Here is a 25,191-nt window from a genome sequence, read left to right as displayed (position 1 = left end):
CACGGCCGACGCGGTGATCGGCACTCTCATTGCAGCCCAGGAACGGCTGCCCCGGCTGCGGGCGGCTCCTGCGACCGTCCCGTCACCCGCCCCCGGGGCGCCCTGGGATCTCAGCCCGGGACCTTGTCCAGGAACCCGAGCACCGTTTCGATACGACCCTGTTCATCGGTGACCAGGACGTCGAATCCGATGATCACCGGTTCCGCGCCGGCCGGCCCCAGGCCCCACTGGAAACGGACCTGCCGGTGGTGGTTGTCCGGTTCGCCGACCTGGCTGAAAACGAAGCCCGGGAACTGTTCGTGCACGGCGCCGATGGTGGTGGCGATGGCATCGCGGCCCGCCGCGTCGGCGAGCGGGTCGGTGTAGGTGGCCGCCGGCGCCCAGTGCTCGGTGAGCAGGGCGGTGCGGGCCTGCGGGTCGGTGCTGTTCCAGGTCTGCAGGTAGGTGCGGACGATATCGTTCATCGGGTGATCCTTCCGGGTCGGGGCGATGTTGTGCTCCCAGCATCGCCACGAACCGGCGTCCTGACGATTACCTCGGAGGTAATGGGATCGGCTACCGGAACGGCTAGCCTGTGAAATGTGGCGACATTGGACACCGAATCCCAGGTAGGCGGCCTGATCCGCGCATGGCGGGAGCGGCGGCGGCTGAGCCAGTTGCAGCTGGCCGCGCAGGCGGAGGTGTCCACGCGGCATCTGAGTTTCGTGGAGACCGGCCGGTCACGACCCACCCGGGAGATGATCGAGCGGCTCGCCGCGCACCTGGACGTACCGCTGCGCGAACGCAACGAACTGTTGCTCTCGGCCGGTTACGCACCGCGCTACGGCCAGCGTGACCCGGACGCACCGGAATTGCGCGCGGTGATGGACGCCTTCCGGACTCTGCTCGACGCGCACCTCCCGCATCCGGCGCTGGTGCTGGACCGCTGCTGGGACGTGGTCGATCGCAATACCGCCACCGATGTGCTGCTCGAGGGCTGCGCCCCGGAACTGCTGGAACCGCCGGTCAATGCGATCCGTATCTCCTTGCATCCGGACGGCCTGGCGCCGCGGATCCGCAACCTGGGCCAGTGGCGGGGCCATCTGCTGAGCCAGGTCCGGTCCCGGCTGGCCGCCACCGGGGATCCGCGGTTGCGGTCACTGCTGGAGGAGGTGTCGGCCTACCCGTGCCGGGATACGGGGACAGCGGCGCGGGCGGATGTGGTGGTGCCGCTGCGGCTCGGCATCGGCGATACGGAGTTCTCCTTCTTCAGCGTCGCCACGTCGGCGATGTCGGCCACCGATGTGACGATCGACGAACTGCATATCGAGGCCTTCTACCCGGCGGACGAGGCGACCGCGCAGGCCTTCCGCACGCTGTAGCACCACCTGTAGACGCTCGCTTATGTAGAAGAGCGTTCGAGCGATGTTCCGTCTCGCTTCCGGCGGCTGTACTGGATTCAGTCATCAGCCAACAATTTTCGACCAGGAGCGGAATATGCGAATCGCGATTTTCGGAGCCACCGGCACTGTCGGCCGGCATATCGTCGACCAGGCGCTCGAACGCGGGTACGAGGTCACCGCGCTCACCCGGGACGCCACCCGGATCAGCCGGGTCCACGAACGACTGCACATCGTGGAAGGCGATGTACTCGACCCCGGCGCGGCCGAACGAGCAGTCACCGGCCAGGACGCGGTCCTGGTGGCGCTCGGCAACGGTCGCAAGGGGGTGGTGCGGGCCGAGGGCACCCGGACGGTGATCGAGGCGATGAACCGGGCCGGGGTGAAAAGGCTCATCTGCCAGTCCACCCTCGGCGCCGGTGACAGCCGCGCCAACCTGAACTTCTTGTGGAAATACATCATGTTCGGCCTGCTGCTGCGCCCTGCCTACGCCGACCATCAGCAACAGGAGGCTTATGTCCGGGCCAGTGACCTGGATTGGACCATCGTGCGCCCCAGCGCTTTCACCGACGGCCCCCGCACCGGTACCTACCGCCACGGATTCGGCCCGAACGAAGCCGGTCTCGAGCTGAAGGTCGCGCGGGCCGATATCGCGGACTTCTTGCTGGATCAGGTCACCGACCGCACCTATGTGCACCGGGCTCCGGGCCTGTCCAATTGAACTCGGCTGTAGTGCACCGCACCCGCTGTCGTGTCCGGCGGTTGCCCGGTGGCCGCAGCCGTGCCGGGCCACCGGTATCGGTGGCCCGCGCCGCCGTCGGACTCGCGGGGTCAGGAGTGTTCGTGGACGGCATCCCATGCGGGGAACGGGTCCGGGTAGGTGGTCCAAATGCCCGGCCCGGCTGCGTATTCGGTATCGGTGAGAAGTGCACCGTCCAGCATTTCCCGAAGGCCGGCGCGATCGAGACGCACTCCGATGAAAACGATTTCTTGACCTGCCGGGATCTCCAGCGACGACCACCAGGCGGCGGGTTCGAAGGTGAGGTTGGGGCCGGCCTGCGACCAGATGGCCGCGAGTCCGGGCCGGCTGGCAATCCAGCAGAAGCCTTTGCTGCGCAACAGGCGGCGCACCTGGGCCAGCGCGTCGGCCAGGCGCTGCGGATGGAACGGCCGGTCGGCGCGGTAGGTCATACTGCTGATTCCGTATTCCTCGGTTTCCGGTATATGCCCACCCGCCAGCTCCTCCGCCCAGCCCTCGGTGCTCGCCGCGGCCACCGGGTCGTAGCGGCCGGTGCCGAGTACCTCGCCCAGATCCACGATGCCGTTGCTGGTGCGAATCAGTTCGGCCCGTGGGTTCATCCGGCGTACAGCCGCTTCCACGGCGCCCACGATCTGGGGGCTCACCAGGTCGGTTTTGTTGATCAGTAGGACATCGGCGAATTCCACCTGGTCGGCGAGGAGATCGGCGATACCGCGTTCGTCGCCCTCGCCGGCTTCGAGATTGCGGGCGGCCAGGGTTTCGCCGCGGGTGATCTCGGTGAGAAATGTGGACGCGTCCACCACTGTCACCATGGTGTCGAGGCGGGCGAGTTCGCCGAGGGAGAAGCCGTCCTCGAATTCCCATTCGAAGGTCGCCGCCACCGGCATCGGTTCGGAGATGCCGGTGGATTCGATCACCAACTGATCGAATCGCCCCTCGCGGGCGAGCTTTCCCACCGCCTCGATCAGATCCTCACGCAGGGTGCAGCAGATACAGCCGTTGGTGAGTTCGACCAGCTTTTCCTGCGTCCGGTCCAGATGGCCTTGACCGGCGACGAGGGCGGCGTCGATGTTGACCTCACTCATATCGTTCACGATGACCGCGACCCTGCGCCCTTCGCGGTTGGCGAGTATGTGGTTCAGCAGGGTGGTCTTACCGGCGCCGAGGAATCCGGACAGCACGGTCACCGGCAGCGGGTGGGGAAGCACAGAACTGGTCACCAGCAAATGATAACCATTTTCATTTAGGCGAGCCTGTTCGGGCTCCGGACCATGCGCTGCCGGACCACGATGATCGAGCAGAGCCCGACGCCCAACGTGGTCGCGTAGACCGGGAAGGCCCATACCGCGGGCTCCCACACGGTGATAGTGAGCAAGGTGATGATGCCGTTCACCGCGACGAGACCGAAGACGAGCGGATTCTCGGTGCCGGGCGCCGACCAGGCCTTACGGAAGGTCGGGATCGCCGCGGCCAGATCGCCGAGCACGGCGAAGATCACCGCCGTCTGCGGATCATCCCACGCGAGCCATATCGCCAGCGCCATCACCGAAGCTGCCCCGCAGAGCAGGTCGGCGAACGACAGCCGCCAGTAGCTCGACCTGTTCGCGAACGAGGCGAGGAACACCACCGCCGGGCCGGCGCCCATCGAAAAAGTGAGGACCGCGGGCAAGCCGACACCCTCGTCGAGTTGGGCGCCGAACCCGGTCAGCGACGCAGCGGCCCACAGGAACCACGAGAGGCGGTTCGGTTTCACCTCGCCGCGCAGCGTGAGCAGTGCATAACTGAGCGTTCCCACCATACTGAGAGCCGCGCCGAGGAAGACGAACCGTGGATCGATCACCGGTCCACGAGAACACCGGGATCCCCGGCCCGGCAAGCAGAGCGTCCGGACTGCCGTACGGTCCGGTGCCCGCACCCGGCTCGGTGCGGGCCCCGGGACCCTTGTCAGCTGGTGATCGGCAGGTACACGCGATTCCCGGAATCGGCGAATTCGGCCGATTTCTCGGCCATCCCCGCCTCGATGGCGGCCGTATCGGTCAGATTGTTGCGCTCTGCGTATTCGCGGACATCCGCCGAAATTCGCATCGAACAGAACTTCGGGCCGCACATCGAGCAGAAGTGCGCGGTTTTCGCCGGTTCCGCGGGCATCGTCTCGTCGTGGTATTCGCGGGCGGTATCCGGATCCAGCGACAGCGCGAACTGGTCCCGCCACCGGAATTCGAAACGGGCCTTGGACAATTCGTCGTCGCGTCGCTGTGCGTGCGGATGCCCTTTGGCGAGATCGGCGGAATGTGCGGCGATCTTGTAGGTGATGACCCCGGTCTTCACATCGTCGCGGTTCGGCAGGCCGAGATGCTCTTTGGGCGTGACGTAGCACAGCATCGCCGTCCCGGCCTGCGCGATCATCGCGGCGCCGATGGCCGAGGTGATGTGGTCATAGGCGGGTGCGATATCGGTGGCCAGCGGGCCGAGAGTGTAGAAGGGGGCTTCTGCGCACAGCTCCTCTTCCAGTCGCACGTTTTCCACGATCTTGTGCATGGGCACATGACCCGGGCCCTCGATCATCACCTGCACACCGTGCGATTTCGCCACCTCGGTCAGCTCACCGAGCGTGCGGAGTTCGGCGAACTGCGCCTCGTCGTTCGCATCGGCGATGGAACCGGGCCGCAGACCGTCGCCGAGGGAAAAGGTCACGTCGTAACGCGCCAGGATCTCGCACAATTCCTCGAAGTGCGTGTACAGGAACGACTCCCGGTGGTGGGCGAGACACCACGCGGCCATGATCGACCCGCCGCGCGAAACGATCCCGGTGACCCGTTTCGCGGTGAGCGGCACATACCGCAGCAGCACCCCGGCGTGCACGGTCATATAGTCGACGCCCTGCTCGCACTGTTCGATCACGGTATCGCGGTACAGCTCCCAGGTGAGCGCGGCCGGATCACCGTTCACCTTTTCCAGCGCCTGATAGATCGGCACCGTCCCCACCGGGACGGGTGAGTTCCGCAGAATCCATTCGCGAGTTTCATGGATGTTCTTACCGGTGGACAGATCCATGATGGTGTCGGCACCCCAGCGGGTGGCCCACACCATTTTCTCGACCTCCTCGGCGATCGACGACGACACCGCGGAATTACCGATATTGGCATTGATCTTCACGAGGAATTTCTTGCCGATAACGGTCGGTTCGAGCTCCGGATGCCGGTTATTGGCCGGGATCACCGCGCGTCCGGCAGCGACCTCCGCACGTACCACCTCCGCCTCGACGCCCTCACGCGCGGCGATGAAACGCATCTCGTCGGTGACGACCCCGGCCCGTGCCCACGTCAACTGGGTACGCGGGCCGGGAACATCCGGTTTCGCCCAGGTATCGCGCAGCTTCGGCAAGCCGGCCTCCAGATCGATGGCCGCCGAAGTGTCGGTATACGGCCCGGAGGTGTCGTAGACATCGAAATGCTCACCGTTGGTCAGGGTGATCCGGCGCACCGGTACCCGGAGACCGTCCACTTCCAGATAGTGCTTGACGCTGCCCTCGATCGGGCCCGTTGTCACGGAATCGACAGGTGTAACCGTCATTTTTACTCCCTACGCCGGCATTACCCGGTCAGGTTCATACGGTCGACGGCCCTGAACGCCCGGATGGGCTAGCCGTCCTCTCAGCCCGCTGGTGCGAGCCCCCGTGGGTATGGAATTTTCCGCCGCCGACCATACTGCATTCATGGCGTCGCCTCCGGCGCGCGGGTCGGTTGCGAACTTCTTCGCCCGGGTGTTCGGTGCGGGTTCCAGCGGATCCGGGCGATAGGGTCGAACGGTGACGCTCTCGCATGGATCGCTGATGACCGCGGACGAGTTCGAAGAACTCGATGCCGCGGCCCAGCGCATATCCGACGGGCTGCGGCTGGAATACCTCAACGGCCTGCTCGCGGCGAAGGCGCGCCCCGACGCCAACCACAGCCGGGTCATCCAGTGGCTGGCTCGCTTCCTCGTACCGCGCAGGTCGGAACTGTGGCTTTTCGCCGACCGCGGCCTCCGGGCCGGTCGCGGCGGGGGCAGCCGGGTACGCCCGGACGCGATTCTCGCGCCCGCCTCGGCGTTCGCCGGGGAAGGTGAATGGTCGGATCCGCAGCCGGTGCTGATGACCATCGAGGTCACCTCCCGCGCGCAGCACACCGAACTCCGGGACCGCCTCGACAAACCGTTCCTCTATGCCGCGACCGGTATACCGCTCTACCTGCTCATCGACCGCGGTTCCGCGGAGATCAACATCCTCAGCGAACCCGACGACGGGCGCTATGCCTCCCGGGTAACCCTCCCGTTCGGCACCGATATAGAAATCCCCGAACCACTGAACGTCATCCTTGCCACCGACGCCTTACTCGACTGGACCTGACTCCCGCGACGGCCCGCGCCGAATATCGAACTCCGCGATCACCGGCGCGTGATCACTCGCACCCTTACCTTTGCGTTCCTCCCGGTCCACCCCCGCATCCACCACGGTCGCCGACAGCGCCGGGGAAGCGAGGACGAAATCGATACGCATCCCTTCTTTCCGAGGAAACCGCAGCTGCGTGTAATCCCAATAGGTGTACACCCCGGGTCCGGGTGCGAAGGGCCGCATCACATCGCTGAACCCGGTCGCCGTGATGGCCGTGAACGCATCACGTTCCGGTTGAGAGGTATGGGTTTTACCGGTGAAGAACTCGGTGGACCACACATCGTCGTCGGTCGGCGCGATATTCCAGTCGCCGACGAGGGCGGTCTCGGTTTCCGGGTTCTCGGCCAGCCAGCGGGCGGCGTTATCGCGCAGGGCTGCGAGCCAGGCGAGTTTGTACTCGTAATGCGGATCGTTCAGGGCGCGGCCGTTGGGCACATAGAGGCTCCACACCCGGACACCACCGCAGGTGGCACCGAGCGCGCGTGCTTCGACCGTGGGCGTGCTGATCAGCGCCTCCGCGGCATCCCGGTCGAATCCGGGCTGATCCGCGAAACCGATCTCCACATCGTCCAGCCCGACCCGCGACGCTATCGCCACCCCGTTCCACTGGTTGAGCCCCACATGCGCGACCTCGTAGCCGGCCTCGGTGAACCGTTCGAACGGGAACTGGTCGTCACGGCATTTGGTTTCCTGTAATGCCACGACATCGATGTCCTGGCGGTCCAGCCAGGCCAGCACGCGATCCTGCCGGGAGCGGATCGAATTGACATTCCAGGTGGCCAGTCGCAACTGAATTCCCGTCTTTGCTGAGATGCGCGCCGAGGCTACGGCGCCGGTACGGAACCGCCGGGTACGGCGTAGCGGTAGCTGTGATGGTCGAGGAAACCCAGCTCGCCGAAAAGTTCCAGTGCCTCCACATTACCGGCCTCGACCTGCACGTACGCGTGTGTTGCGCCACGGTCGTGACCCCAGCGCAGCAGTTCTCCGCAGACCAGTGCGGCCAGTCCGTGGCGGCGGTGCGCGGCCAGCACGGCCACACAGGACAGGCCGATCCAGCGGCGGCCGTCCGAGGCGGTGGTGAGGGCGCCGCGGGCGATCGCGATGGGGCTGGGCAGGCCCAGGGACGCGAATCCCAGCTGTCCCTCGTGCACCGCGCACAGCACCTCCGGAAGGGGAACGGTGGCGGTATGACCGCTGGGTTCGTCGCCGCGGTGGCGGTGGATCTCGAGCCAGGCGATATCGGGTTCGGTGGCGATCCGGACCATGGACGGCCCCTGCGGGAGAACGAAATTCTCCAGATCTATGCCGAGTACCCGGGTTTCACCCCAGCTGTTCCAGCCCGGCGGTACGGTCGCCAGCCGGTCCGGGAGCGCGAGTTGCAGCGGTAGCCCTTTGGCTGCGTACCAGGCGCCGATACGGTGCAGCGTTTCCGCCTCGACGCGCGCCGGTCCGCTGGAATCACCGATGGGTACAGCGGAATTGGCGCGGCGGGTGTAGCCGTGTCCCGCGCGCAGGAGCCAGCCGTCCATCCAGGCGTACTCGGTGCCCGGCCAGCCGTAGGCAGTGGCGGATTCCAAGGTGCGGATCTCGGAGGTGCGAATGGGCCTGGGACCCAGTGTTTTCAACGCGACCACCCGGGCGGCCGGAATCAGCACCGGATGGCCGTCGGCGCCCATGACGGTGAGCGGGTTGGTCGAAACGACCTCGCCGATCACATCGGTCAGTGGCGGTTCGCTGCCGTCCGGTAGCCGGTACCGGACAACGACCCGCTCACCGACCGGGATATCCGGTTCGGCGGGGTGCTGTTCGGGTTCCGGCCGTTCAGTCGTCATATCCGAACGGATCCGGATCGGTACCGGGCAGCCAGGTCAGTCCGGGAACTCCCCAGCCGTTGCGTTTCACCGCTTTCTTCGCCCCTCGCGCGTGCCGGCCGATGAGCACATCGATGTAGAGGTGGCCGTCCAGATGGCCGACCTCGTGCTGCAGCATCCGGGCGAAGAAGCCCGTGCCCTCGATCTCGACCGGTTCGCCGTGCTCGTCGGTGCCGGTGACCTTCGCCCAGTCGGCACGGCCGGTGGGGAACTGCTCGCCGGGGACGGAGAGGCAACCCTCCTCGTCGTCGTCGGGATCCGGCATGGTCTCCGGGATCGCCGAGGTCTCCAGTACGGGGTTGATCACGGCCCCGCGGCGTCGTGCCACCGTGCCGTCCGCCGCCGGGTCGGGGCAGTCGTAGACGAAGAGCCGCTTGGACACTCCGACCTGGTTGGCGGCCAGGCCCACGCCGTTGGCGGCGTCCAGGGTTTCGTACATATCGGCGATCAGCCCGGCCAGTTCGGCCGGTGTTTCGGTGACCGGCTCGGTCGGGCGATGCAGTACGGGATCACCGACGATCACGATGGGCAGGATTGACATGGTTACGAGCTTATGGGGACGCGTACCGCGGCCGGAAAAGGGCCTGTCGGTGGGCGGCGCGGGCCTGCCGGCGGCCGGACCGGCCGTCGACGCCCGAATTTCTGGTACTGGCGTACCGGACACGCCCGGGTGGACTCGGCAGCGGCCGGCCGGGTGTCGTGGTTGAATATCGCAAGGCAGTAACACGGTGACGCGTTCGGTCAGGATTCGATCGCATCCGGTGGTAACTCGGCGAGGAGCAAGATGGACGGCGCAGCAGCGCGGGAGCTTTCCGCAACCCAGGGCAGTCCTCCGGCCAATACGAATACCTTCCCCGAACCGGCCCATGATCCCGAGAGCGGCCTCAGCCGCCGCGAACACGAGATCCTGGCCTTCGAGCGGCAGTGGTGGAAATACGCGGGCGCCAAAGAAGAGGCGATCCGCGAACTCTTCGCGCTTTCCCCCACCCGCTACTACCAGGTCCTCAACACCCTCATCGACCGGCCCGAAGCCCTGGCCGCCGACCCCATGCTGGTGAAACGGTTGCGCCGGCTACGCGCCGGCCGCCAGAAATCCCGGGCCGCCCGCCGCCTCGGCTTCCAGGTGTAAACCCCACTCACGCACCTGTGTGCTGTTCGCGAGGCGCCGAACCCGCGCGCCGGAAGCGCGCGGTAGCCGCCTCCCGCTAGGCTCGGGCGGGTGAGCAATTCGAACCCTGGCTCCGGTGGTCCGCCGCTGCGTGCGACCGCAATGGTTCTGATCGCCCTGGCGATCGTTTTCGCCGGTCTGGGCGCGATGTCGCTGTCGAGTGCGGATTCCGACACCAGTGACAACGCCGAGGGCGCCGGCACCACGTCGGCATCCGCCGCGCCGACCACCCCGCGTGCCACGACCACCGCGGCGGCGCCCACCACAGCCGCCGTCGGCGCACCCTCCGCGGGCGCCACCACCAGCGCCGGCGCGACCACGACACCTGGCGCGACCACCACATCCCCCGCCGGTGCGGTCGACCGCGCCACCCCGGTCCGCGTGCTCAACAACAGCCTGGTCGCCGGTCTGGCCGCCACCACGGCCGACGAACTCACGGCCCTCGGCTGGACCAACACCTCGACCGGTAACTACGCCGCCAACACCCTCGCGGCCACCACGGTCTACTACGGTTCCGCCCCGGCCGACGAGGCCGCCGCGGCCGCGGTCGCCGCCGATCTCGGTGCCACCACCGCACCCATGCCGCCCGGTCTGGGCGAAAGCGCGGGCGTGGTCGTCGTGGTCACCGGCCGGTGAGCCGGACGGCCGGAGGTCGGGGGCGTCCCCGGCGGATACGGCAGGCGTGGCATCATCATCTGCGTCGAATGATCGTTGTCGAAACGCTCTACCCGTAAACTCGGTACTCGTAAAGGAGTTCCCTGATGGCACCGTCCACATCTCGTCGCCCGTCTTGGCGGAGCGTGACCCCGGTGCTGGCTGTCGCGGCTTTCGGCCTCGTTGCCTGCACGAACAGCCAGGAATCCAGCGACGTGACGGGAACGACTCCGCCGGTCTTCACCTCCTCGCCCGCCCCCGCCGGTGAAAGCGAGCACGGTGGGCACGGCGAAGAGCAGGACACCCCGGCCGGTTCCGGTACGGAGGTCGAACTGAAGTCGCCGAGCGGCGCGAACATCGGTACCGCGAACTTCACCGACGAGGGCAATCATCTGCGCGTCACGGTCGACGCCACCAGCCTGACGCCGGGCTTCCACGGATTGCATATCCACCAGGCAGGCAAATGCGAGGCCAATTCCGCGCCGCCCGCCGGTGGCGCGCCCGGCGACTTCCTGTCCGCAGGCGGGCATCTCCAGGTCGGCGGTGCCACCGGGCATCCGGCCAGCGGTGACCTGAGCTCGCTGCAGGTGCGCGAGGACGGCCACGGCTACCTGGTCACCACCACCTCTCAGGTCACCATGTCCGATATCCAGGGCAAGGCCATCATCATCCATGCCGGCTCGGACAACTTCGCCAATATTCCGGACCGCTACAGCCGCGAGGGTGGCACCGGCCCGGACGAGCAGACGATGAGCACCGGTGACGCGGGTGGCCGCGTCGGCTGCGGCGTCATCGGGTAGCTGTCGACCCGCGACGGAGGCGTGTATGGGTGGGGCACGGATCGACCCGGTACCTTTCCGTGGCTCACCCCGGCCGACCATCGGTATCGAATGGGAGATAGCGCTCGTCGACAAGGCGAGCCGCGACCTGTCCAATACCGCGGCCGCCGTCTTCGACGCCGTCGGTGAACTCCGCGCCCACGACGGCACCCCGCAGGTGACCAAGGAACTGCTGCGCAACACCGTGGAATTGGTCACCGGGGTGCACGAAACCGTCGGGGCGGCCGTGCAGGACCTGTCGGTCACCATGGATACCGTGCGCCGGGCCGCCGACGAACTCGGCGTGGACCTGTTCTGCGCCGGAACCCACCCGTTCGCGCAATGGTCGACCCAGCAGCTCACGCGTTCGGTGCATTACGACGAGTTGATCGAACGCACCCAGTGGTGGGGCCGGCAGATGCTGATCTGGGGCGTGCACGTGCACGTCGGAGTATCGCACCGGGAGAAGGTTTTCCCGATCCTGAACTCGCTACTGCTGTCCTACCCGCATCTGCTGGCGCTGTCGGCGTCCTCGCCGATGTGGTCCGGTTCGGATACCGGGTACGCGAGCAACCGGGCGCTGATGTTCCAGCAGCTGCCGACGGCGGGCCTGCCGTTCCAGTTCGAGAACTGGACCCAGTTCGAGCATTACGTGCACGACGAGATGAAAACCGGTGTGTTCGAACAGCTCGGCGGTATGCATTGGGATATCCGGCCCGCACCGAAATGGGGAACCATCGAGGTACGGATCTGCGACGGAATCTCCAACCGCGGTGAACTCGCGGCGCTGGCGGCGCTGATCCACTGCCTGATCGTGCATCTCGACGAACGAGTGGAACGCGGCGAAGACCTGCCGACCCTGCCGCCCTGGCATGTGCAGGAGAACAAATGGCGGGCAGCCCGATACGGCTTGGACGCTATTGTGATCGTCGGCTCGGACAACACCGAACGCCTGGTCACCGAGGACCTCGACGATCTGCTGAACCGGCTGGAACCGACCGCGCGGCGGCTGAATTGCGCCGACGAACTCCGGGCTGTGGCGGATATCCCACGCCGCGGCGCGAACTATCAACGCCAACGCCAAACCGCCGCCGCGGCACAGGGAGACCTGATCGCCGTAGTAGATGCTCTGGTACGAGAGCTGAACGGTTCGGGGCCCTTCTCGGATCTGCCCTGACCCCGGCACCGGTCTGTATGTGCCTGAACTGCTCGCTGTAGTTCACCGCGGGTGGACCGTCGACGAAGGCGGGGCTGTAATTTTGGAGACGCTCCGCGTCTCGAGGTCGGTGACCTGTCCGGAGGCGGCGCCATGAACACAGCTGCTGTTCAACAGCCCGTGGGGGTTCCGTTCATGTGCCGTTTACGATGTGCGGGTGCTAGTCGAAAACCCGAATATGGGAGCTGGAGCCGCGGCGCGAAGATCTGCGCCGCACCGGGGGGTTCGGGTGTTCGCGCGCCGCCGGGTTCGGGTGCTCGCCGTGCTGGCGGTGCCCGTTTTACTGGTGGCGTTGCAGGGGGTTGCGCACTGGCGGGGTTACGAGGGCCCGCTGGAGAGTTTGTTCCGCGACTATGCCGGGACCCCCAAGTCGATGACCGTGCCCTGGGCCGGGCTGGTTCTCGCGCTGGTGGGGGTCGGGAACAGGCCTCGGGTGATCGCGCTCGCGGCGGCCGTGGCGATCGATCTCGTCTACGCGGGGGTGCGGCTGGCGCTGGGCGGCCCGTTCACTGTCGGCAACGGTCCGGTGCTGGTTCTCACCGGGCTGGCGGTGCTGGCCTGGTGGCGCTGGTCGGGCCGGCCGCGGCGCACCGCATTACGCGCGGCGGCGCTGGGGGCGCTGCTGATCCTGGCGACCAAGGTCGGCGATGTCTGGTTGCATGTCACCGTCGATCTGCGGCCCCGCGTGCTCGACCAGTACGTGATGCTCGCCGACCATGCGCTCGGCGATCCGGCCTGGGTGATGGGCCGGGTCCTGGACGTATTGGGGCCGATTCCCGAAGCCGTTCTGCACTGGGTGTACATCGAACTGCCCGCGGCGGCGATCGTGGTGGCGGTATGGCAGCTGCGCGGCGTGGCCGGCGGCGGCCGGTGGCCCGGCCACTATCTGGTGCGCACCTTCCTGGTGCTGGGGCTGGTGGGTCCGCTGGTGTACATCCTGTTCCCGGTGGTCGGTCCCATGTTCGTCTACGGCGTGGACGGTAACGGTTTCCAGCTGGGCAACTTCTGGCCCGGTGTCGTGCCGCCGCTGGACCGCAGTCCCGAGGCCTTGTTGTTCTCCGATCAGGCCCCACGCAACTGCATGCCCTCGATGCACACTGCCTGGGCGCTGGCCCTGTTCCTGCACACGCGTCGGCGGGCCGACGGCACCCTGGCTCCCACCTGGCTGCGCTGGGGCGGCACATTCTGGTTGCTGTGCACGCTGGCCGCGACCCTGGGTTTCGGCTACCACTACGGCGTCGACCTGGTCGCCGGTGCGGTGCTCTGCTTGACTGTGGAGTCGGCGCTGCGTGATCCCGAACGCGGCTGGGGCTGGTTCCGGGTGCGCCTGGTAGGCGGCGGGCTGCTGGTCCTGCTGACGCTGCTGCTCGGCTACCGGTATCTCGCGGTGCAGATGGCCGACCATCCGGTGGTGGCGGGTTCGATCGTGCTGGCCCTGCTGGCGGCGGTGGCTGCCGGTTTCCACGCGACCTGGTTCGCACGCCGCCGTGCCGGTGTCCCCTTGGCCGCCGGCTCGGACGCGGCCGGAACGGACCGGTTCCTGACCGCCCCGGCCGACCCCTGGACCTCCCGACCGAGCGCGGTATCCATAAAGAAGAAACTCCCCGTTGTCCGGGAGGACGCTCCCGGAATGCGGCCGGACGTCTCCGCTGTCGAACCGGTTTCGCCGGTCGAGCCCGTCGAATCACGCTGAGTGAACCGTGCCTGCCTATGCGGGTCACCCAGCCGACTCGCGATCCTCATAGCAGTCGATTCGAACCGTACCGAACCCCAATGTAACCAGCGGCGCAGCCGAGTCTTACGAGGCCCTGAGAGGTTTCGGCCCGTCCCTGCTGTCAGTGCTCGATGCGATGCGGCGCAGCCGCGAGTGTCGAGTGCTGACAGCAGGGACCAAGGGGGGCCGAAACCTCGCGCCGACGGAGTCGGCGCCAAAAGACACAGCTACTCTTCGAGTTTGTCGCCGAGTTCGTCGACCACGAGCAGGTCGGCGCGGTAGCGGCGTTCCCGGTAGGCGGTGCGGCCGATGAGGTGGGCGATCACCGGGGCGGTGAGCAGGGTGAACAGGCCCACCAGTACCAGCATCCAGACGTTCGGGTCCTCGTAGACCCGCAGGCAGGTACCGGCCAGAACCAGGTTGAGGCCGATCACCTGCGGTTTGGTGGCGGCGTGCATACGCAGCAGGGTGTCGGGGAAGCGGACGATCCCGATTGCCGCGGTGAGCGCCATCAGCGCACCGATGATGATCAGGGTGCCCGACAGCCAGTTCAGTATCGTGCTCATCGGTCGTCCCGGACCCGGTAGCGGGTGACGGCCGCGGATCCCAGGAACCCGACCAGGGAGAGTGCGACGATGGCGGGCACCACTGAGGTGTCGCGGCTGTAGGCGGCCCATACCGCCAGACCGCAGATCGCCATCGCGATGATCGAGTCGATGCCGACCACACGGTCGAGGGTGCCGGGGCCGGCGATGATCCGGTATCCGGTGATCAATGCGGCCGCCGAGAGCAGGATGCCGGCCACTACGGCTACGACGATCACGGCTTCACCTCCTGAGTGGGCAGCGGGGTTGCGCGGTTCTCCAGTCCCGCGATCAGCAGTGCCTCGATCTGCCGGATGGTGCGGTAGAAGCTGGTGACGGCCTTATCGCTACCGACGTCGATGACGTGGACGAAGGCCACGCACCGTTCCCGGTCGATTTCGAGCACCATGGTGCCGGGGATCAGATTCAGCAGGTTGGCGCAGATCACCATGACGAAATCCGAGCGGAATGCGAACGCCACCTCCAGCACACCCGATACGGGTGCCGACCCGGGACGTAGCGCGAACCAGGCGAGCTGGAGACTCGATTCGATCGCGGAGTACATACTCACACCCAGCAGTTTCAGCAGCGGCCAGATGCGTAGCCGGCCGCGCACCGGGATCCGGGGCAGCGGCAGCGCCACCATGATCACCGCGCCGACCGCCAGACCCGCCAGCACATTGGCCGGGCTGATCTGGCCCCACAGCGCGACCCACACGACTGTCAGCCAGGCCAGTACGCCGAGGCGATGGATGTTGTCGCGGCTGAGTGCCAGCCGCAGCCGGGTCATTTCGTTCCCCCGCCGAGGACGGCGCCGATGTAGATGCCGCGGTCCTGGAGTTCGGCGGCGGAGCGGTCGGCGATACCGAGCACCGGCCCGGCCCAGACCGTGAGCGCGACCCCCACCGCGACCAGTGCGGCGGTCGGTAGCACCATCATGGCGGGTAGTCGGCCGGGGTCGGTGCGTTCGTCGTAAAGCATGTCGGTGTTGTCCTCGACCAGTGAGGGCAGTGTCGCGGACACCAGATGTCCGTCCGGCGCCTGTTCCCGCGGCCGCCAGAACGCCTTACTCCACACCCGTGCCATCACATACAGCGTGAGCAGGCTGGTCACGATCGAGCCGGCGACGAGGATCCAGGCCAGCGCACTGCCGTCCTGAGCGCCTGCCTGCAGGAGTGCGACCTTCCCGAGGAAACCGGAGAAGGGCGGTATTCCACCGAGGTTGAGCGCGGGTATCAGGAACAACGCGGCCAGGATCGGGCTCGCGGCCGCCATTCCGCCCACCCGGCGCAACGAGGTCGACCCCGCTTGTCGTTCGATCAGACCGGCCACCAGGAAGAGCGCGGTCTGCACCAGAATATGGTGCGCGATGTAGTACACCGCACCGGCCAGGCCGATCTTGCTCGAGATCCCGACCCCGAACAACATGTAGCCGATATGGCTGACCAGCGTGAACGAGAGCAGCCGGCGGATATCGTTCTGGGCGATCGCGCCGAATATGCCGATCAGCATGGTGAGCAGGCCCGCGACCAGCAGCAGATTGTCGAAACCGCCGTCGGGGAAAAGCAGGGTCTCGGTGCGCAGGATGGCATAGACACCCACTTTCGTGAGCAGGCCGGCGAAGACCGCGGTGACGGGTGCGGGCGCGGTGGGATAGGAGTCGGGCAGCCAGTTGGACAGCGGGAACACCGCCGCTTTGATGCCGAACGCGACGAGCAGAACGGCGTAGACCGCGTGGCGGATACCGTCGGGAACGGTATCCATCCGCATCGCCAGTTGCGCGAAATTCAGTGTTCCGGTGGCCCCGTAGACAACGGCGATACCGATCAAGAAGATCAGCGACGACACCATCGACACCATCACATACGACACACCCGCCCGGATCCGTTCGGCGGTGGCGCCGAGGGTCAACAGGACGAACGAGGCCACCAGCAGGATTTCGAAGCCCACGAACAGGTTGAACAGGTCACCGGCGAGGAAGGCCATCGAGACACCGCCGTTGAGCACCAGATAGGTGGGCCAGAAGATCGAGGTGGGCTGGCGCACCCGGCTGTCGCCGATGTTCTGGCCGGCACCGTAGGCGGCGACGGCGAGCAGCACGATTTGCGATACCAGCAGCATGGCGGCCGACAGCCGGTCCACCACGATGGTGATGCCGATCGGGCTCTCCCACCCGCCGACCTGAACCGCGACCGTACCGTCGCGATCGGCCAGGTACAGCATGAAGGCGCACACCACGACGGCGGCAGTGAGCGCGACCATGACGACGGCTCGCTGGAAGCGGGGCCGGCGGCCGACGATGAGGGTCGCGGCGGCGGTGAGCAGGGGGATGAGCACCGGCAGCGGTGCCAGGACGGGAAGCAGGGTCTGCGGCAGGGTCATTCTTCGGGTTCCTCCCGCTCGCGCTCGGCGATCCCGACATCCTCAGGGTCGTTCTCGACTTTTTCGCTGGTGGTCAGGATGTAGGAGCGATAGGCGAGGGCGAGGACGAATGCGGCGACACCCATGGTGATGACGATGGCGGTCAGGATCAGTGCCTGGGCGAGCGGGTCGGCCATGGTGTCGCGCACGGTATCGGTCGCGCCCTGGATCGGCGGCGCACCGTCCGGGCCGCTCATGGTGAGGATCAGCAGGTTGACGGCGTTGCCGACCAGCAGGATGCCGAGCAGCATCTTCGTGACCGTGCGTTCGAGCAGCAGGTAGACACCGCAGGCCACCAGGACTCCGACGACGGTCAGCAGGGTGAGGTTCGCGCTCATGATTGCACCAGCTCGTCGTCGAGTCGCGCGCCGAGGCTGCGCAGTACGTCCAGGACCAGCCCGAGCACGATCAGGTAGACCCCGAGGTCGAAGAACAGCGAGGTCACCAGCTTGACGTGGCCGAGCACGGGCAGAGTGGCCTCCAGGATCACCGATTGCAGCGGAGACGCTCCGAACAGCAGCGGAACGGTGGCCGTGCCGGCGGCCAGGATCAGGCCGGCGCCCAGCAGGTGACCGGCGTCGACAGGCAGCGCCTCACCCAGTTCGTACTGTCCGCCGGCCAGATAGCGCAGGACCAGCGCGAGGCCGGCGATGAGCCCGCCGGCGAAACCGCCGCCGGGAGCGTTGTGGCCGGAGAAGAAGAAGTAGACCGACAGCACCATCATCGTCGGGAATACCAGGCGAGTGGTGATCTGCAGGACCATCGACCGGTCCCGGCGGTCGACCAGCCGGCCGGCGGGCAACCAGCCCACTTTCCCCGGACTGTAGTTCGGGGCGTCGGCCGCCCGCGGCGGCAGGCCGAACCGGCGGCTGCGGAAAACCAGCGATGCCACGCCGGTGGCGGCCACCAGCAGCACCGATATCTCGCCGAGGGTGTCCCAGGCGCGCATATCGACCAGCAGTACGTTGACCGCGTTCTTGCCGCCGCCGAATTCGTAGGCGGCCGCGGGGATCCGTTCCCAGATCGGCTCGGTACTGCGCGCGGCCGTGGCGAAGGCCGCCAGCACCGGCACCGTGATACCGGCGGCGATGGCGATCGCGGCCCGGCCGATCTGGAAGCCGGCCTGCTGTTCCGGCCCGATCTCGGCCGGGAAAGCGCGCAGGACCAGGACGAAGGCCACCAGTGTCAGGGTTTCCACCAGGAACTGGGTCAGCGCCAGATCGGGTGCGCCGTGCAGGGCGAAGATCACGCCGCACCCGTAGCCGGTGAGCCCGACCACCAGCACGCTTGCCAGGCGGTTGCGCAGAACGGTGGCGGCCAGGGCCATGGCGATCATGATCGCGCCGATTACCAGTTGCAGCGGGCGGTCCCAGAGCCGTAGCTCGACTCCGGTGCGGGTGCCCAGGGCCAGAACGGTCGCCGGGAGGATCACCAGGGTGCCCAGGATGACGGCCTGGTTGAGCGGAAGGGAACCACGCTGTACCGAGCCGGTCATCCGGAGCGACGCCCGGTCCATGGCGCGCAGGGCGGCATCGTAACCGCGGTCGGCGTTGCCGAGCAGGGTCGTCGACTCGCCGAACCAGGCCCGCCGGAAGAAGAACAGGGCACCCACGGCGATGATCACCACGGTGAGCAGCAGGGGCCAGGTCAGACCGTGCCACAGTTGCAGGTGCCCGGTCAGCTCTCCCGGCAGCGTCTGCGCGTACGGCGCGAGCAAACCGTCCACCCAGGGCGCAGCGAGACCGGCGCCGAGCGAGCCGAGCGCAAGCAGTGCGGGAGCGGCGATGAACGCCGGTCCGGGAGCGTGCCAGTCCGGAACCCGGATCCCGGGTTTGTCGGCGAAGGCACCCCAGACGAAACGCGCACTGTAGGCGACGGTGAGCATGGATCCGAGCACCACACCGGCGAGGAGCAGCCATTTTCCGGTACCGCTCAGGGGTGGATCCGCGGCGAGTTCGGCGGCCAGGGCCGACTCCTTGGCGACGAAACCCCAGAGGGGCGGAATTCCGGCCATACTGAGCGCCGCCAGGACAGTGGTGCCCAGGAGGACGGGCGCACGGCGCCCCAGACCGGACAGTTCGCGGATATCGCGGGTTCCTGCCCCGTGGTCGATTATGCCGACCACCAGGAACAGGCAGGCCTTGAACAGGGCATGGGCGAGGAGAAGTCCCACACCGGCCAGTGCCGCATCGGGGGTGCCGAGGCCGACCATGATCACCAGGAAGCCGAGCTGGCTGACGGTGCCGAAGGCGAGGACCAATTTCAGGTCGGTGACCTGCATGGCGCGCAGGCCGGCCAGCAACATCGAGGCAAGGCCGAGGGTGAGGATCAACGGCCGCCACACCGGTTCGTCGGCGAACGCGGGCGCGAGGCGGGCGATCAGGTAGACACCGGCCTTCACCATGGCTGCGGCGTGCAGGTACGCGCTGACCGGGGTCGGCGCGGCCATTGCGCCGGGCAGCCAGAAATGCAGTGGGACGATGGCCGATTTGCTGAGCGCGCCGATCAGTACCAGCACCAGCCCGACCTGCACCGCGATCCCGCCCGGCGATTCGCGGGCGAGCAGGTCGGAGAGCAGGTAGCTGTCGTAGGCCTGTCCGAGTACGACGATGCCGCCGAGCATGGCCAGTCCGCCCGCGCCGGTGACCAGCAACGCCTGGAGCGCGGCCCGGCGCCCGGCCGCGCTGTCGGAGTTGTGCCCGACCAGTAGGAAGGAGAGCACCGTGGTGATCTCCCAGAAGACGAAGAGCAGCAGCATGTTATCGCTGGTCACCAGCCCGAACATGGCACCGGCGAAGGCGACCAGCCAGGCGGCGAAGGACCCGAGTTTCGGTTCGTCGTCGTCGAAGTAGCGGGCGCAGTAGGCGAGCACGAGCGCGCCGATACCCAGAACCAGTGCGCTCATCACGGTGGCGAGCGAGTCGAACCGCAGCTCCAGCGACAGGTTGATGGTGGGCGCCCAGGCGTAGCTGACCTGCTGGACGTCGTTCCATCCGGCAATCACCCAACCGAGGGAGATCAGCGGTACCAGTGCCAGCGGGTAGAACGCGTTACGCCCTACTGCTCGCACGGCTGCGGGCGCGACAAGCGCGGCCAGGGCGTGTGCAAGCAGGATGGCGAGCAAGCGTACCTCCGTCGGAATCAGGGGCGGCGGGGTATTGCGCGCTCATCATATGCGAGCACGAACTGGCACAATCGTACACGTATGCGGACCTCGGTCCGTATTCGGCTACCGTTCGGCAACGATTTGTGCAGGTCAGACATAACGGGCAGGGGGCCGCGGCGCCGGAGCTGTCGCGCCGCGAGCCGTGCTCACCTTTCGGAGTAGCGGCGTAGCGCCTCGACCTGAGCCGGGTCGAGCGAAGGCCGGACAGCCTGACGGGCGGCGGCGATATCGTCGGCGGTGACATCGGCAGCCAGCACATCCCGGCGCATCGCGGCGAGCGCGGCCTCGCGCAGGAGTGCGGCGCAGTCGGCGGCGGAGAAACCGTCCAGGTCGGCGGCCAGCCGGGTCAGGTCCACCGATTCGGTCAGCGGGACCGAACGTCCCGCCGTCCGCAGAATCGCCTCGCGAGCCTGCGCATCGGGCGGTGGAACGAAAACCAGCCGTTCGAGGCGGCCCGGCCGCAGCAGCGCCGGGTCGATGAGTTCCGGACGGTTCGTGGCGCCCAGCACTACCACATCGCGCAGCGGTTCCACCCCGTCCAATTCGGTCAGCAGGGCCGCGACCACACGATCACCGACCCCGGAATCGGAGCTCTGCCCGCGCCGCGGGGCCAGCGCATCCACTTCGTCCAGGAAGATCAGCGACGGCGCCGAGTCACGGGCGCGCTGGAACAGTTCCCGTACCGCACGCTCCGACGAGCCGACCCATTTGTCCATCAGCTCGGCGCCCTTGACGGTGTGCACACTCAGCTGCCCACTACCCGCCAGCGCGCGGACCAGGAAAGTCTTCCCGCATCCCGGCGGGCCGTACAGCAGAACTCCGCGCGGCGGTTCGATCCCCAGCCGGGCGAACGAATCGGGATGCCGTAGCGGCCACAGCACCGCCTCGGTGAGCGCCTGTTTGGTCTCGGCCATATCGCCGACATCGTCGAGGCCGAGACTGCCGATCGCCAGTTCCTCGGTTCCCGACCGGGACAGCGGGCGGATCACCTCCAAGGCGCCCAGCAGATCCTCGTGCTCCAGCCGGGGCTCGGTGCTGTCGTCCCGGCTGGCCCGCGCCGCCGCCCGCAACGCTGCCTCCCGGCACAGCGCCGCGAGATCGGCGACCACGAAACCGGGCGAGGACGCGGCGACCTCCTCGAGTCGGAGTTCCCCGGTGGGCACCTTCGCCAGCAACTGCTCGAGCAGCGCCTTACGAACGGCTGCCGTGGGCAGGGCCAGTGCGAGTTCGCGATCACACAGGTCCGGTGCGCGCAGCCGGGAATCGACCGCCGCGGGGTGTGCGGTGGTCGCGAGCAATGCCACACACGGTTCGGCCACCGCCGCGCGTAGCTGATCCAGGATCAGAGTCGCCACCGGTTCGGCCGGTTCCGGTAGCAGGGCGTCGATATCGGTGATGAGCAGTACGCCGCCCTTACCCGAGGTCGCGGCGACAGCAGCCGCCACCTCCCGTAGCCGGGCGCCGCTCTCGGCGGCACCCACCGAGGGGCCGTCCAACTCCACCACCCGGCGCGGTGCGGCCACCGCCCGCGCCAGCGTGGCCTTGCCGACCCCGGCCGGTCCGGTGATGAGAACACCCAGGTGAGGTGCGGCGCCCAGCGCTTTCAGTAACTCGGGTTCGTCGAGCGCCAGGCTCAGCCATTCCTCGAGTTTGGCGGCCTGCTGGCGCGCGCCGGCCAGTTCTTCCACGCGGATTCCGGTGGCGGGTGTACTGGTCACCGGGACGGCTCCCGGCAGATCGGTCTCGCAGACGGTGTCGAGATGGCTCGGTACCAGTGGCTGGTCCGGCCCGCCCTGCCCGTTGACCCGCACCACCGCCGGCTGGCTTCCCGCGCCCGCGGTCCATTCGACCGCCGAATTCGGCTGCACACTCACCGGGCCGGGCGGCTCGGTGGCGACCACTGTGAGCAGTTCCGAAGTCCAGGCGATGCCGAACGCCCGGGACAGGGCCTGGCTGGCCGCCGACGACGGAATATCCGGGCCGAGATCGCGGGGCAGTAGCGAGACCGTATCGCCGACGGTCACGACCTTGCCGAGTAGAGCCTGCCGCAGGGTGGCGGCCGGTATCGACTGGGTGGCGTGCCGGGACCCGCTCACCGAAATATGCCGGGCGCCGTGCACCGCCGCGGGCGATACCACCACGGTGGCGTTCTCCCGCAAACCGGCGTTGGACAGGGTCACATCGTCGAGCAGGGCGGTGCCGGCCGGGGTGTCGGCCGGGGCGCGCCCGGCCACGGCGGCGGTCCGGCGGGCGCCGACCAGCGTGATCCCGTCCCATTCGCGTAGCCCCAGCGCGGTCAGCACTTCCGGGTGCAGCCGGATCACCCCCCGCCGGGCATCCGCGGCGGACGAATTCATTCGGACGGTCAAAGCCAGTTCAGCCACAGTGTCTATTCTGCGCGCGGAGAAAGGTGCCTCACCCGTTGACGACGATCCCGGCGACCATGGCGACCTTCTGATCGGCGAGTTTGCTGGAATTGCAGACCAGCTTTGCGGTGCCGAGGGCCGCATTGGGGTTGCCGACGAAGGTGGAGTCGGGGTTCTCGGCGAGGATCGTCTGCACCAATTGCTGCTGCTCCGGTTCGTCGAGCTGGGCGAACTGGGCGCATGTGGTGTCGGACGCTCGTCCGGATGCGGGGGTTTCCTCCTCGGCGGCGGAGGTCTGTGCGGGCGCCTCGGAGGCTTCGGCGCTCGCGTCCGGTGCGGGGGTTTCGTCCGGGACGCCGGTCTCGGATTCGGTCTGCGGCGATGTCTGGCCGGTAGCGGTGTTCTTCCGGAGCCCGGATGCTTCGGCGGGGTCTTCCGACGAGCAACCGGTCAGCATCAGTGCCGCGGTGGCGGTAGCGGCCAGGACAGCAGTTGAAATTCGCTTCATAACGCATTCCCCGAGATCAGCCACGCCGGAGCCTCCGGCGCGACCAGCAGCGTACTGGAACCGCCGGGGAAATCAGACGCGGTGTCTGCGCACCATATCGAGTTCGGTGGGGGTGAGCAGGCGTTCCAGCCGCTCGTCGACGCGGTCGTCGCCGACGGCGTCATCCGGTTCGAGCGCGGGCAACTTGGGTAGCCCCTCAGAGTTCTGGCGGCGTAATAGCGAGCGAAGGTTCACGGCCCATCACCTTACCGTAGCTGAGTGTTTGCTGGCGTCGTGTCGTCCTTGCGTTGGCGTTAACTGAACCGGTGGGTCCTACACCTCGATTCTGCTTCCGGATCCACGCTATCGATATGCCGGCCGGGAAAATGTGACCGAGACGAAGCCGATCGCTACTCTTTCTGATACTTGGAGTGTCAGCTATCTGGAGGCAATGGTGCCGAAGAACTTGGAAGCCAGTATCGAAATCGCCGCGGCGCCCGACCGGGTCTGGGCGGTGCTCGCCGATCCGCGCCGGATGCCGGAGTTCAGCCCGCAATGTGTGCGCATGATCCCGATCGGCAAACCGAGGGCGGGCGTGATCACCGTCAACCTCAACCGCGACGGCTGGAAGTTCTGGCCGACCACGTCCCGCATCCTGCGCTACGAAAAGAACAGCGCACTGGCGTTCCGGGTCAGCCAGAACCGCACCATCTGGACCTACACGCTCGAGGAGACCGCGGACGGAACCCGGCTCACCGAATGCCGCGACGCCCCCAACGGCACCACCTGGGTCTCACGGACCCTGATCAACGCGGTGCTCGGCGGCGAGGAAGCCTTCGAGGAGAGTCTGGTCCGCGGGATGAACGAATCGCTGGCGCAGATCAAGAAAGCGGTTGAGGCGAGCTGAACTCCGGCAGCTTCACGACCTGCGCCGCGTAGGAGAGTCCGGCGCCGAAGGCGATCAGCAGTGCGGTATCGCCGGGTTTCGACTGGCCGGTTCGTAACAGGGTCTCCATGGCCAGCGGAATCGAGGCTGCCGAAGTGTTGCCGGCCTCCTCGATATCGTTGGCCAGCGCGCAGTTCTCCGGGAGTTTCAGCACCCGCGCCATGATCTCGATGATCCGGCCGTTGGCCTGATGCGGGATCATGGCGTTCAGGTCGTCCATGGCCAGCCCGGCCCGATCGACCGCGTCGCGGCACACCTTCTCCAGCGAATGCGCCGCCCACCGGAACACCGCCGTGCCCTCCATCGCGAGGTAGGGGCGGACGGCGTCGAGACCCTTCTCCTCGATCTCGGTGAAGAACTCGATCCAGTCCTTGTCCTGCCGGATCGCCTGGTGCTGGGTGCCGTCGGATCCCCATACGGTCGGGCCGATACCCGGTTCGTCGGCCGGGCCGACCACTACCGCGCCCGCGCCGTCGGCGAACAGGAATGCGGTGCTGCGATCGGCCGGGTTGATCGTGTCGGTCAGTTTCTCCACGCCGATGACCAGCACCCGCGACGACGTACCGGCACGTACGAGGTCCGAGGCCATCGCCAGGCCGTGGCAGAAACCGGCGCAGCCGGCGGAGATATCGAAGGCCGCAGCGCCGCCCGCGCCCAGTTCGGTGGCGATCCGGGGCGCCGCGGCGGGGGTGAGCAGCAGGTGGGTAGAGGTCGCCACGATCACGCAGTCGACCTGGTCGGCGGCGATCTTGGCGGATTCGAGGGCGCCGCGCGCGGCCGCGACACTCATCGAGTGGATGGTTTCGGAATCGTCGGCGAATCGTCGGGTGCGGATACCCGAGCGGGTGCGGATCCACTCATCGCTGGAATCGATCGGCCCGGCCACTTCGTCGTTGGTGACGACGCGCGCCGGGCGATAGACGCCCAGTCCCAGGATCGCGGTGAACTGCGCCCCGGTCGTCTGGGCGATCTGAGTAGCCATGGTGCTTCTCCTATGTACCTGCGGCGGCATCGCCGCGAGGGTTGACCCGATTCGATGTGGATTCCTCGCCCGGCGTCGGCTGACGTCTGCCGGGCAATCCGAAGACATGAGGCACCCTCATATTAGCTCGGTGTTCGCGCGATGGCAGCTCATATCCGATTTTCCTCCAGGGGTTATCCCGGCGGTGCCCGGGTATCGCCCGCATAGGCGTTCGCCACCGTGAGCGC

The 25,191-nt window shown here is 67.3% G+C and carries 26 protein-coding genes; 9 read left to right on the top strand and 17 right to left on the bottom strand.

The genetic code is table 11. The features are described from left to right. Positions 1-110: 110 nt before the first annotated feature. Complete coding sequence (locus tag ON22_RS24425) at positions 111-464, bottom strand: nuclear transport factor 2 family protein (RefSeq protein ID WP_033246379.1); 354 nt, start codon at positions 462-464, stop codon at positions 111-113. Positions 465-581: 117 nt separating this feature from the next. Here ON22_RS24425 and ON22_RS24420 point away from each other — a divergent pair, with 117 nt between their 5' ends. Both ON22_RS24420 and ON22_RS24415 read left to right on the top strand, forming a co-directional pair. Further along, positions 582-1,361 (top strand): helix-turn-helix domain-containing protein, encoded by a 780-nt coding sequence (locus ON22_RS24420; protein WP_033246378.1) that lies wholly within the window; start codon positions 582-584, stop codon positions 1,359-1,361. 115 nt (positions 1,362-1,476) lie between these two features. Then, positions 1,477-2,100 carry an NAD(P)-dependent oxidoreductase gene (locus ON22_RS24415; RefSeq protein ID WP_033246377.1) on the top strand — a complete coding sequence of 208 codons (624 nt, stop codon included), beginning with the start codon at positions 1,477-1,479 and terminating at the stop codon, positions 2,098-2,100. Between the two features lie 110 nt (positions 2,101-2,210). On the opposite strand, the gene ON22_RS24410 is transcribed toward ON22_RS24415, so the two are convergent. From ON22_RS24410 to thiC, 3 genes are all read right to left on the bottom strand, one after another. Next, complete coding sequence (locus tag ON22_RS24410; RefSeq protein WP_051158045.1) at positions 2,211-3,359, bottom strand: GTP-binding protein; 1,149 nt, start codon at positions 3,357-3,359, stop codon at positions 2,211-2,213. 23 nt (positions 3,360-3,382) lie between these two features. Continuing rightward, the gene (locus tag ON22_RS24405) at positions 3,383-3,979 is read right to left on the bottom strand and encodes a hypothetical protein (protein ID WP_033246376.1); all 597 of its coding nucleotides are present in this window, start codon (positions 3,977-3,979) and stop codon (positions 3,383-3,385) included. A 104-nt stretch (positions 3,980-4,083) separates the two neighbouring features. Continuing rightward, the gene (gene thiC, locus ON22_RS24400) at positions 4,084-5,712 is read right to left on the bottom strand and encodes a phosphomethylpyrimidine synthase ThiC (RefSeq protein WP_033246375.1); all 1,629 of its coding nucleotides are present in this window, start codon (positions 5,710-5,712) and stop codon (positions 4,084-4,086) included. Positions 5,713-5,947: 235 nt separating this feature from the next. On the opposite strand from thiC, the gene ON22_RS24395 reads away from it, so the two are divergent. Then, the gene (locus ON22_RS24395; protein ID WP_231508724.1) at positions 5,948-6,526 is read left to right on the top strand and encodes a Uma2 family endonuclease; all 579 of its coding nucleotides are present in this window, start codon (positions 5,948-5,950) and stop codon (positions 6,524-6,526) included. Here ON22_RS24395 and ON22_RS24390 read toward each other — a convergent pair. The 3 genes from ON22_RS24390 to ON22_RS24380 are packed head-to-tail and all read right to left on the bottom strand — an operon-like array spanning position 6,509 to position 8,983. Further along, positions 6,509-7,360: an exodeoxyribonuclease III gene (locus tag ON22_RS24390; protein ID WP_051158027.1), complete on the bottom strand. Its 852-nt coding sequence runs from the start codon at positions 7,358-7,360 to the stop codon at positions 6,509-6,511. The genes ON22_RS24395 and ON22_RS24390 overlap by 18 nt on opposite strands. A 35-nt stretch (positions 7,361-7,395) precedes the next feature. Then, positions 7,396-8,403 carry an N-acetylglutamate synthase, CG3035 family gene (locus ON22_RS24385; RefSeq protein ID WP_033246373.1) on the bottom strand — a complete coding sequence of 336 codons (1,008 nt, stop codon included), beginning with the start codon at positions 8,401-8,403 and terminating at the stop codon, positions 7,396-7,398. After that, the gene (locus ON22_RS24380) at positions 8,393-8,983 is read right to left on the bottom strand and encodes a peptide deformylase (protein ID WP_033246372.1); all 591 of its coding nucleotides are present in this window, start codon (positions 8,981-8,983) and stop codon (positions 8,393-8,395) included. The genes ON22_RS24385 and ON22_RS24380 overlap by 11 nt, the downstream gene beginning before the upstream one ends. A gap of 243 nt (positions 8,984-9,226) precedes the next feature. Between ON22_RS24380 and napA the strand changes: the two genes are divergently transcribed. The 5 genes from napA to ON22_RS24355 all read left to right on the top strand — a co-directional run bounded on the left by napA (position 9,227) and on the right by ON22_RS24355 (position 13,991). Further along, positions 9,227-9,571 carry a nucleoid-associated protein NapA gene (gene napA, locus ON22_RS24375; RefSeq protein WP_033246371.1) on the top strand — a complete coding sequence of 115 codons (345 nt, stop codon included), beginning with the start codon at positions 9,227-9,229 and terminating at the stop codon, positions 9,569-9,571. Positions 9,572-9,661: 90 nt separating this feature from the next. After that, positions 9,662-10,246 (top strand): LytR C-terminal domain-containing protein, encoded by a 585-nt coding sequence (locus ON22_RS24370; protein ID WP_033246370.1) that lies wholly within the window; start codon positions 9,662-9,664, stop codon positions 10,244-10,246. A gap of 125 nt (positions 10,247-10,371) precedes the next feature. Continuing rightward, on the top strand, positions 10,372-11,064 hold the full coding sequence (gene sodC, locus ON22_RS24365) for a superoxide dismutase[Cu-Zn] (RefSeq protein ID WP_033246369.1): 693 nt from the start codon (positions 10,372-10,374) through the stop codon (positions 11,062-11,064). Between the two features lie 25 nt (positions 11,065-11,089). After that, positions 11,090-12,259: a glutamate--cysteine ligase gene (locus ON22_RS24360; RefSeq protein WP_033246368.1), complete on the top strand. Its 1,170-nt coding sequence runs from the start codon at positions 11,090-11,092 to the stop codon at positions 12,257-12,259. A 217-nt stretch (positions 12,260-12,476) separates the two neighbouring features. Beyond that, positions 12,477-13,991 (top strand): phosphatase PAP2 family protein, encoded by a 1,515-nt coding sequence (locus tag ON22_RS24355; protein WP_081595800.1) that lies wholly within the window; start codon positions 12,477-12,479, stop codon positions 13,989-13,991. Positions 13,992-14,239: 248 nt separating this feature from the next. Here ON22_RS24355 and mnhG read toward each other — a convergent pair whose 3' ends face one another. The 9 genes from mnhG to ON22_RS36860 all read right to left on the bottom strand — a co-directional run bounded on the left by mnhG (position 14,240) and on the right by ON22_RS36860 (position 23,291). Then, positions 14,240-14,578, bottom strand: coding sequence for a monovalent cation/H(+) antiporter subunit G (gene mnhG, locus ON22_RS24350; protein WP_033246367.1), 339 nt, complete (start codon positions 14,576-14,578; stop codon positions 14,240-14,242). Further along, complete coding sequence (locus tag ON22_RS24345) at positions 14,575-14,835, bottom strand: monovalent cation/H+ antiporter complex subunit F (RefSeq protein ID WP_033246366.1); 261 nt, start codon at positions 14,833-14,835, stop codon at positions 14,575-14,577. Before ON22_RS24345 ends, mnhG begins: the two co-directional genes overlap by 4 nt. Continuing rightward, a complete protein-coding gene (locus ON22_RS24340) occupies positions 14,832-15,386 on the bottom strand; it encodes a Na+/H+ antiporter subunit E (RefSeq protein WP_051158026.1) in 555 nt (184 codons plus the stop codon). The genes ON22_RS24345 and ON22_RS24340 overlap by 4 nt, the downstream gene beginning before the upstream one ends. Continuing rightward, on the bottom strand, positions 15,383-16,978 hold the full coding sequence (locus ON22_RS24335; RefSeq protein ID WP_033246365.1) for a Na+/H+ antiporter subunit D: 1,596 nt from the start codon (positions 16,976-16,978) through the stop codon (positions 15,383-15,385). The genes ON22_RS24340 and ON22_RS24335 overlap by 4 nt, the downstream gene beginning before the upstream one ends. Beyond that, positions 16,975-17,355: a Na(+)/H(+) antiporter subunit C gene (locus ON22_RS24330; RefSeq protein ID WP_033246364.1), complete on the bottom strand. Its 381-nt coding sequence runs from the start codon at positions 17,353-17,355 to the stop codon at positions 16,975-16,977. Before ON22_RS24330 ends, ON22_RS24335 begins: the two co-directional genes overlap by 4 nt. Then, the gene (locus ON22_RS24325) at positions 17,352-20,141 is read right to left on the bottom strand and encodes a Na+/H+ antiporter subunit A (protein ID WP_033246363.1); all 2,790 of its coding nucleotides are present in this window, start codon (positions 20,139-20,141) and stop codon (positions 17,352-17,354) included. Before ON22_RS24325 ends, ON22_RS24330 begins: the two co-directional genes overlap by 4 nt. Before the next feature lie 188 nt (positions 20,142-20,329). After that, complete coding sequence (locus tag ON22_RS24320; protein ID WP_033246362.1) at positions 20,330-22,540, bottom strand: AAA family ATPase; 2,211 nt, start codon at positions 22,538-22,540, stop codon at positions 20,330-20,332. Between the two features lie 58 nt (positions 22,541-22,598). After that, positions 22,599-23,057 carry a hypothetical protein gene (locus ON22_RS24315; protein WP_033246361.1) on the bottom strand — a complete coding sequence of 153 codons (459 nt, stop codon included), beginning with the start codon at positions 23,055-23,057 and terminating at the stop codon, positions 22,599-22,601. A gap of 72 nt (positions 23,058-23,129) precedes the next feature. Continuing rightward, positions 23,130-23,291 (bottom strand): hypothetical protein, encoded by a 162-nt coding sequence (locus tag ON22_RS36860; RefSeq protein WP_156052387.1) that lies wholly within the window; start codon positions 23,289-23,291, stop codon positions 23,130-23,132. Between the two features lie 199 nt (positions 23,292-23,490). Between ON22_RS36860 and ON22_RS24310 the strand changes: the two genes are divergently transcribed. Next, positions 23,491-23,943: an SRPBCC family protein gene (locus ON22_RS24310; RefSeq protein ID WP_086007804.1), complete on the top strand. Its 453-nt coding sequence runs from the start codon at positions 23,491-23,493 to the stop codon at positions 23,941-23,943. Here the strand turns inward: ON22_RS24310 and ON22_RS24305 are convergent. Next, positions 23,918-24,964 (bottom strand): beta-ketoacyl-ACP synthase III, encoded by a 1,047-nt coding sequence (locus tag ON22_RS24305; protein ID WP_033246360.1) that lies wholly within the window; start codon positions 24,962-24,964, stop codon positions 23,918-23,920. The genes ON22_RS24310 and ON22_RS24305 overlap by 26 nt on opposite strands. Positions 24,965-25,191 lie beyond the last annotated feature (227 nt).

This window comes from Nocardia carnea NBRC 14403 (assembly GCF_000308515.1).
Taxonomy (GTDB): Bacteria; Actinomycetota; Actinomycetes; order Mycobacteriales; family Mycobacteriaceae; genus Nocardia; species Nocardia carnea.
The sequence above is the reverse complement of the archived record's forward strand: the minus strand, read 5'-3'. Positions and strand labels throughout refer to the sequence as shown.

Coding starts and splice junctions, on each gene's coding strand:
- ON22_RS24425 (WP_033246379.1), bottom strand. CDS start 464: ATGAACGATATCGTCCGCACCTACCTGCAGACCTGGAACAGCACCGAC.
- ON22_RS24415 (WP_033246377.1), top strand. CDS start 1,477: ATGCGAATCGCGATTTTCGGAGCCACCGGCACTGTCGGCCGGCATATC.
- thiC (WP_033246375.1), bottom strand. CDS start 5,712: ATGACGGTTACACCTGTCGATTCCGTGACAACGGGCCCGATCGAGGGC.
- ON22_RS24385 (WP_033246373.1), bottom strand. CDS start 8,403: ATGACGACTGAACGGCCGGAACCCGAACAGCACCCCGCCGAACCGGAT.
- ON22_RS24380 (WP_033246372.1), bottom strand. CDS start 8,983: ATGTCAATCCTGCCCATCGTGATCGTCGGTGATCCCGTACTGCATCGC.
- napA (WP_033246371.1), top strand. CDS start 9,227: ATGGACGGCGCAGCAGCGCGGGAGCTTTCCGCAACCCAGGGCAGTCCT.
- sodC (WP_033246369.1), top strand. CDS start 10,372: ATGGCACCGTCCACATCTCGTCGCCCGTCTTGGCGGAGCGTGACCCCG.
- ON22_RS24360 (WP_033246368.1), top strand. CDS start 11,090: ATGGGTGGGGCACGGATCGACCCGGTACCTTTCCGTGGCTCACCCCGG.
- ON22_RS24355 (WP_081595800.1), top strand. CDS start 12,477: ATGGGAGCTGGAGCCGCGGCGCGAAGATCTGCGCCGCACCGGGGGGTT.
- mnhG (WP_033246367.1), bottom strand. CDS start 14,578: ATGAGCACGATACTGAACTGGCTGTCGGGCACCCTGATCATCATCGGT.
- ON22_RS24340 (WP_051158026.1), bottom strand. CDS start 15,386: ATGACCCGGCTGCGGCTGGCACTCAGCCGCGACAACATCCATCGCCTC.
- ON22_RS24335 (WP_033246365.1), bottom strand. CDS start 16,978: ATGACCCTGCCGCAGACCCTGCTTCCCGTCCTGGCACCGCTGCCGGTG.
- ON22_RS24330 (WP_033246364.1), bottom strand. CDS start 17,355: ATGAGCGCGAACCTCACCCTGCTGACCGTCGTCGGAGTCCTGGTGGCC.
- ON22_RS24320 (WP_033246362.1), bottom strand. CDS start 22,540: ATGAATTCGTCCGCCGCGGATGCCCGGCGGGGGGTGATCCGGCTGCAC.
- ON22_RS24315 (WP_033246361.1), bottom strand. CDS start 23,057: ATGAAGCGAATTTCAACTGCTGTCCTGGCCGCTACCGCCACCGCGGCA.
- ON22_RS24305 (WP_033246360.1), bottom strand. CDS start 24,964: ATGGCTACTCAGATCGCCCAGACGACCGGGGCGCAGTTCACCGCGATC.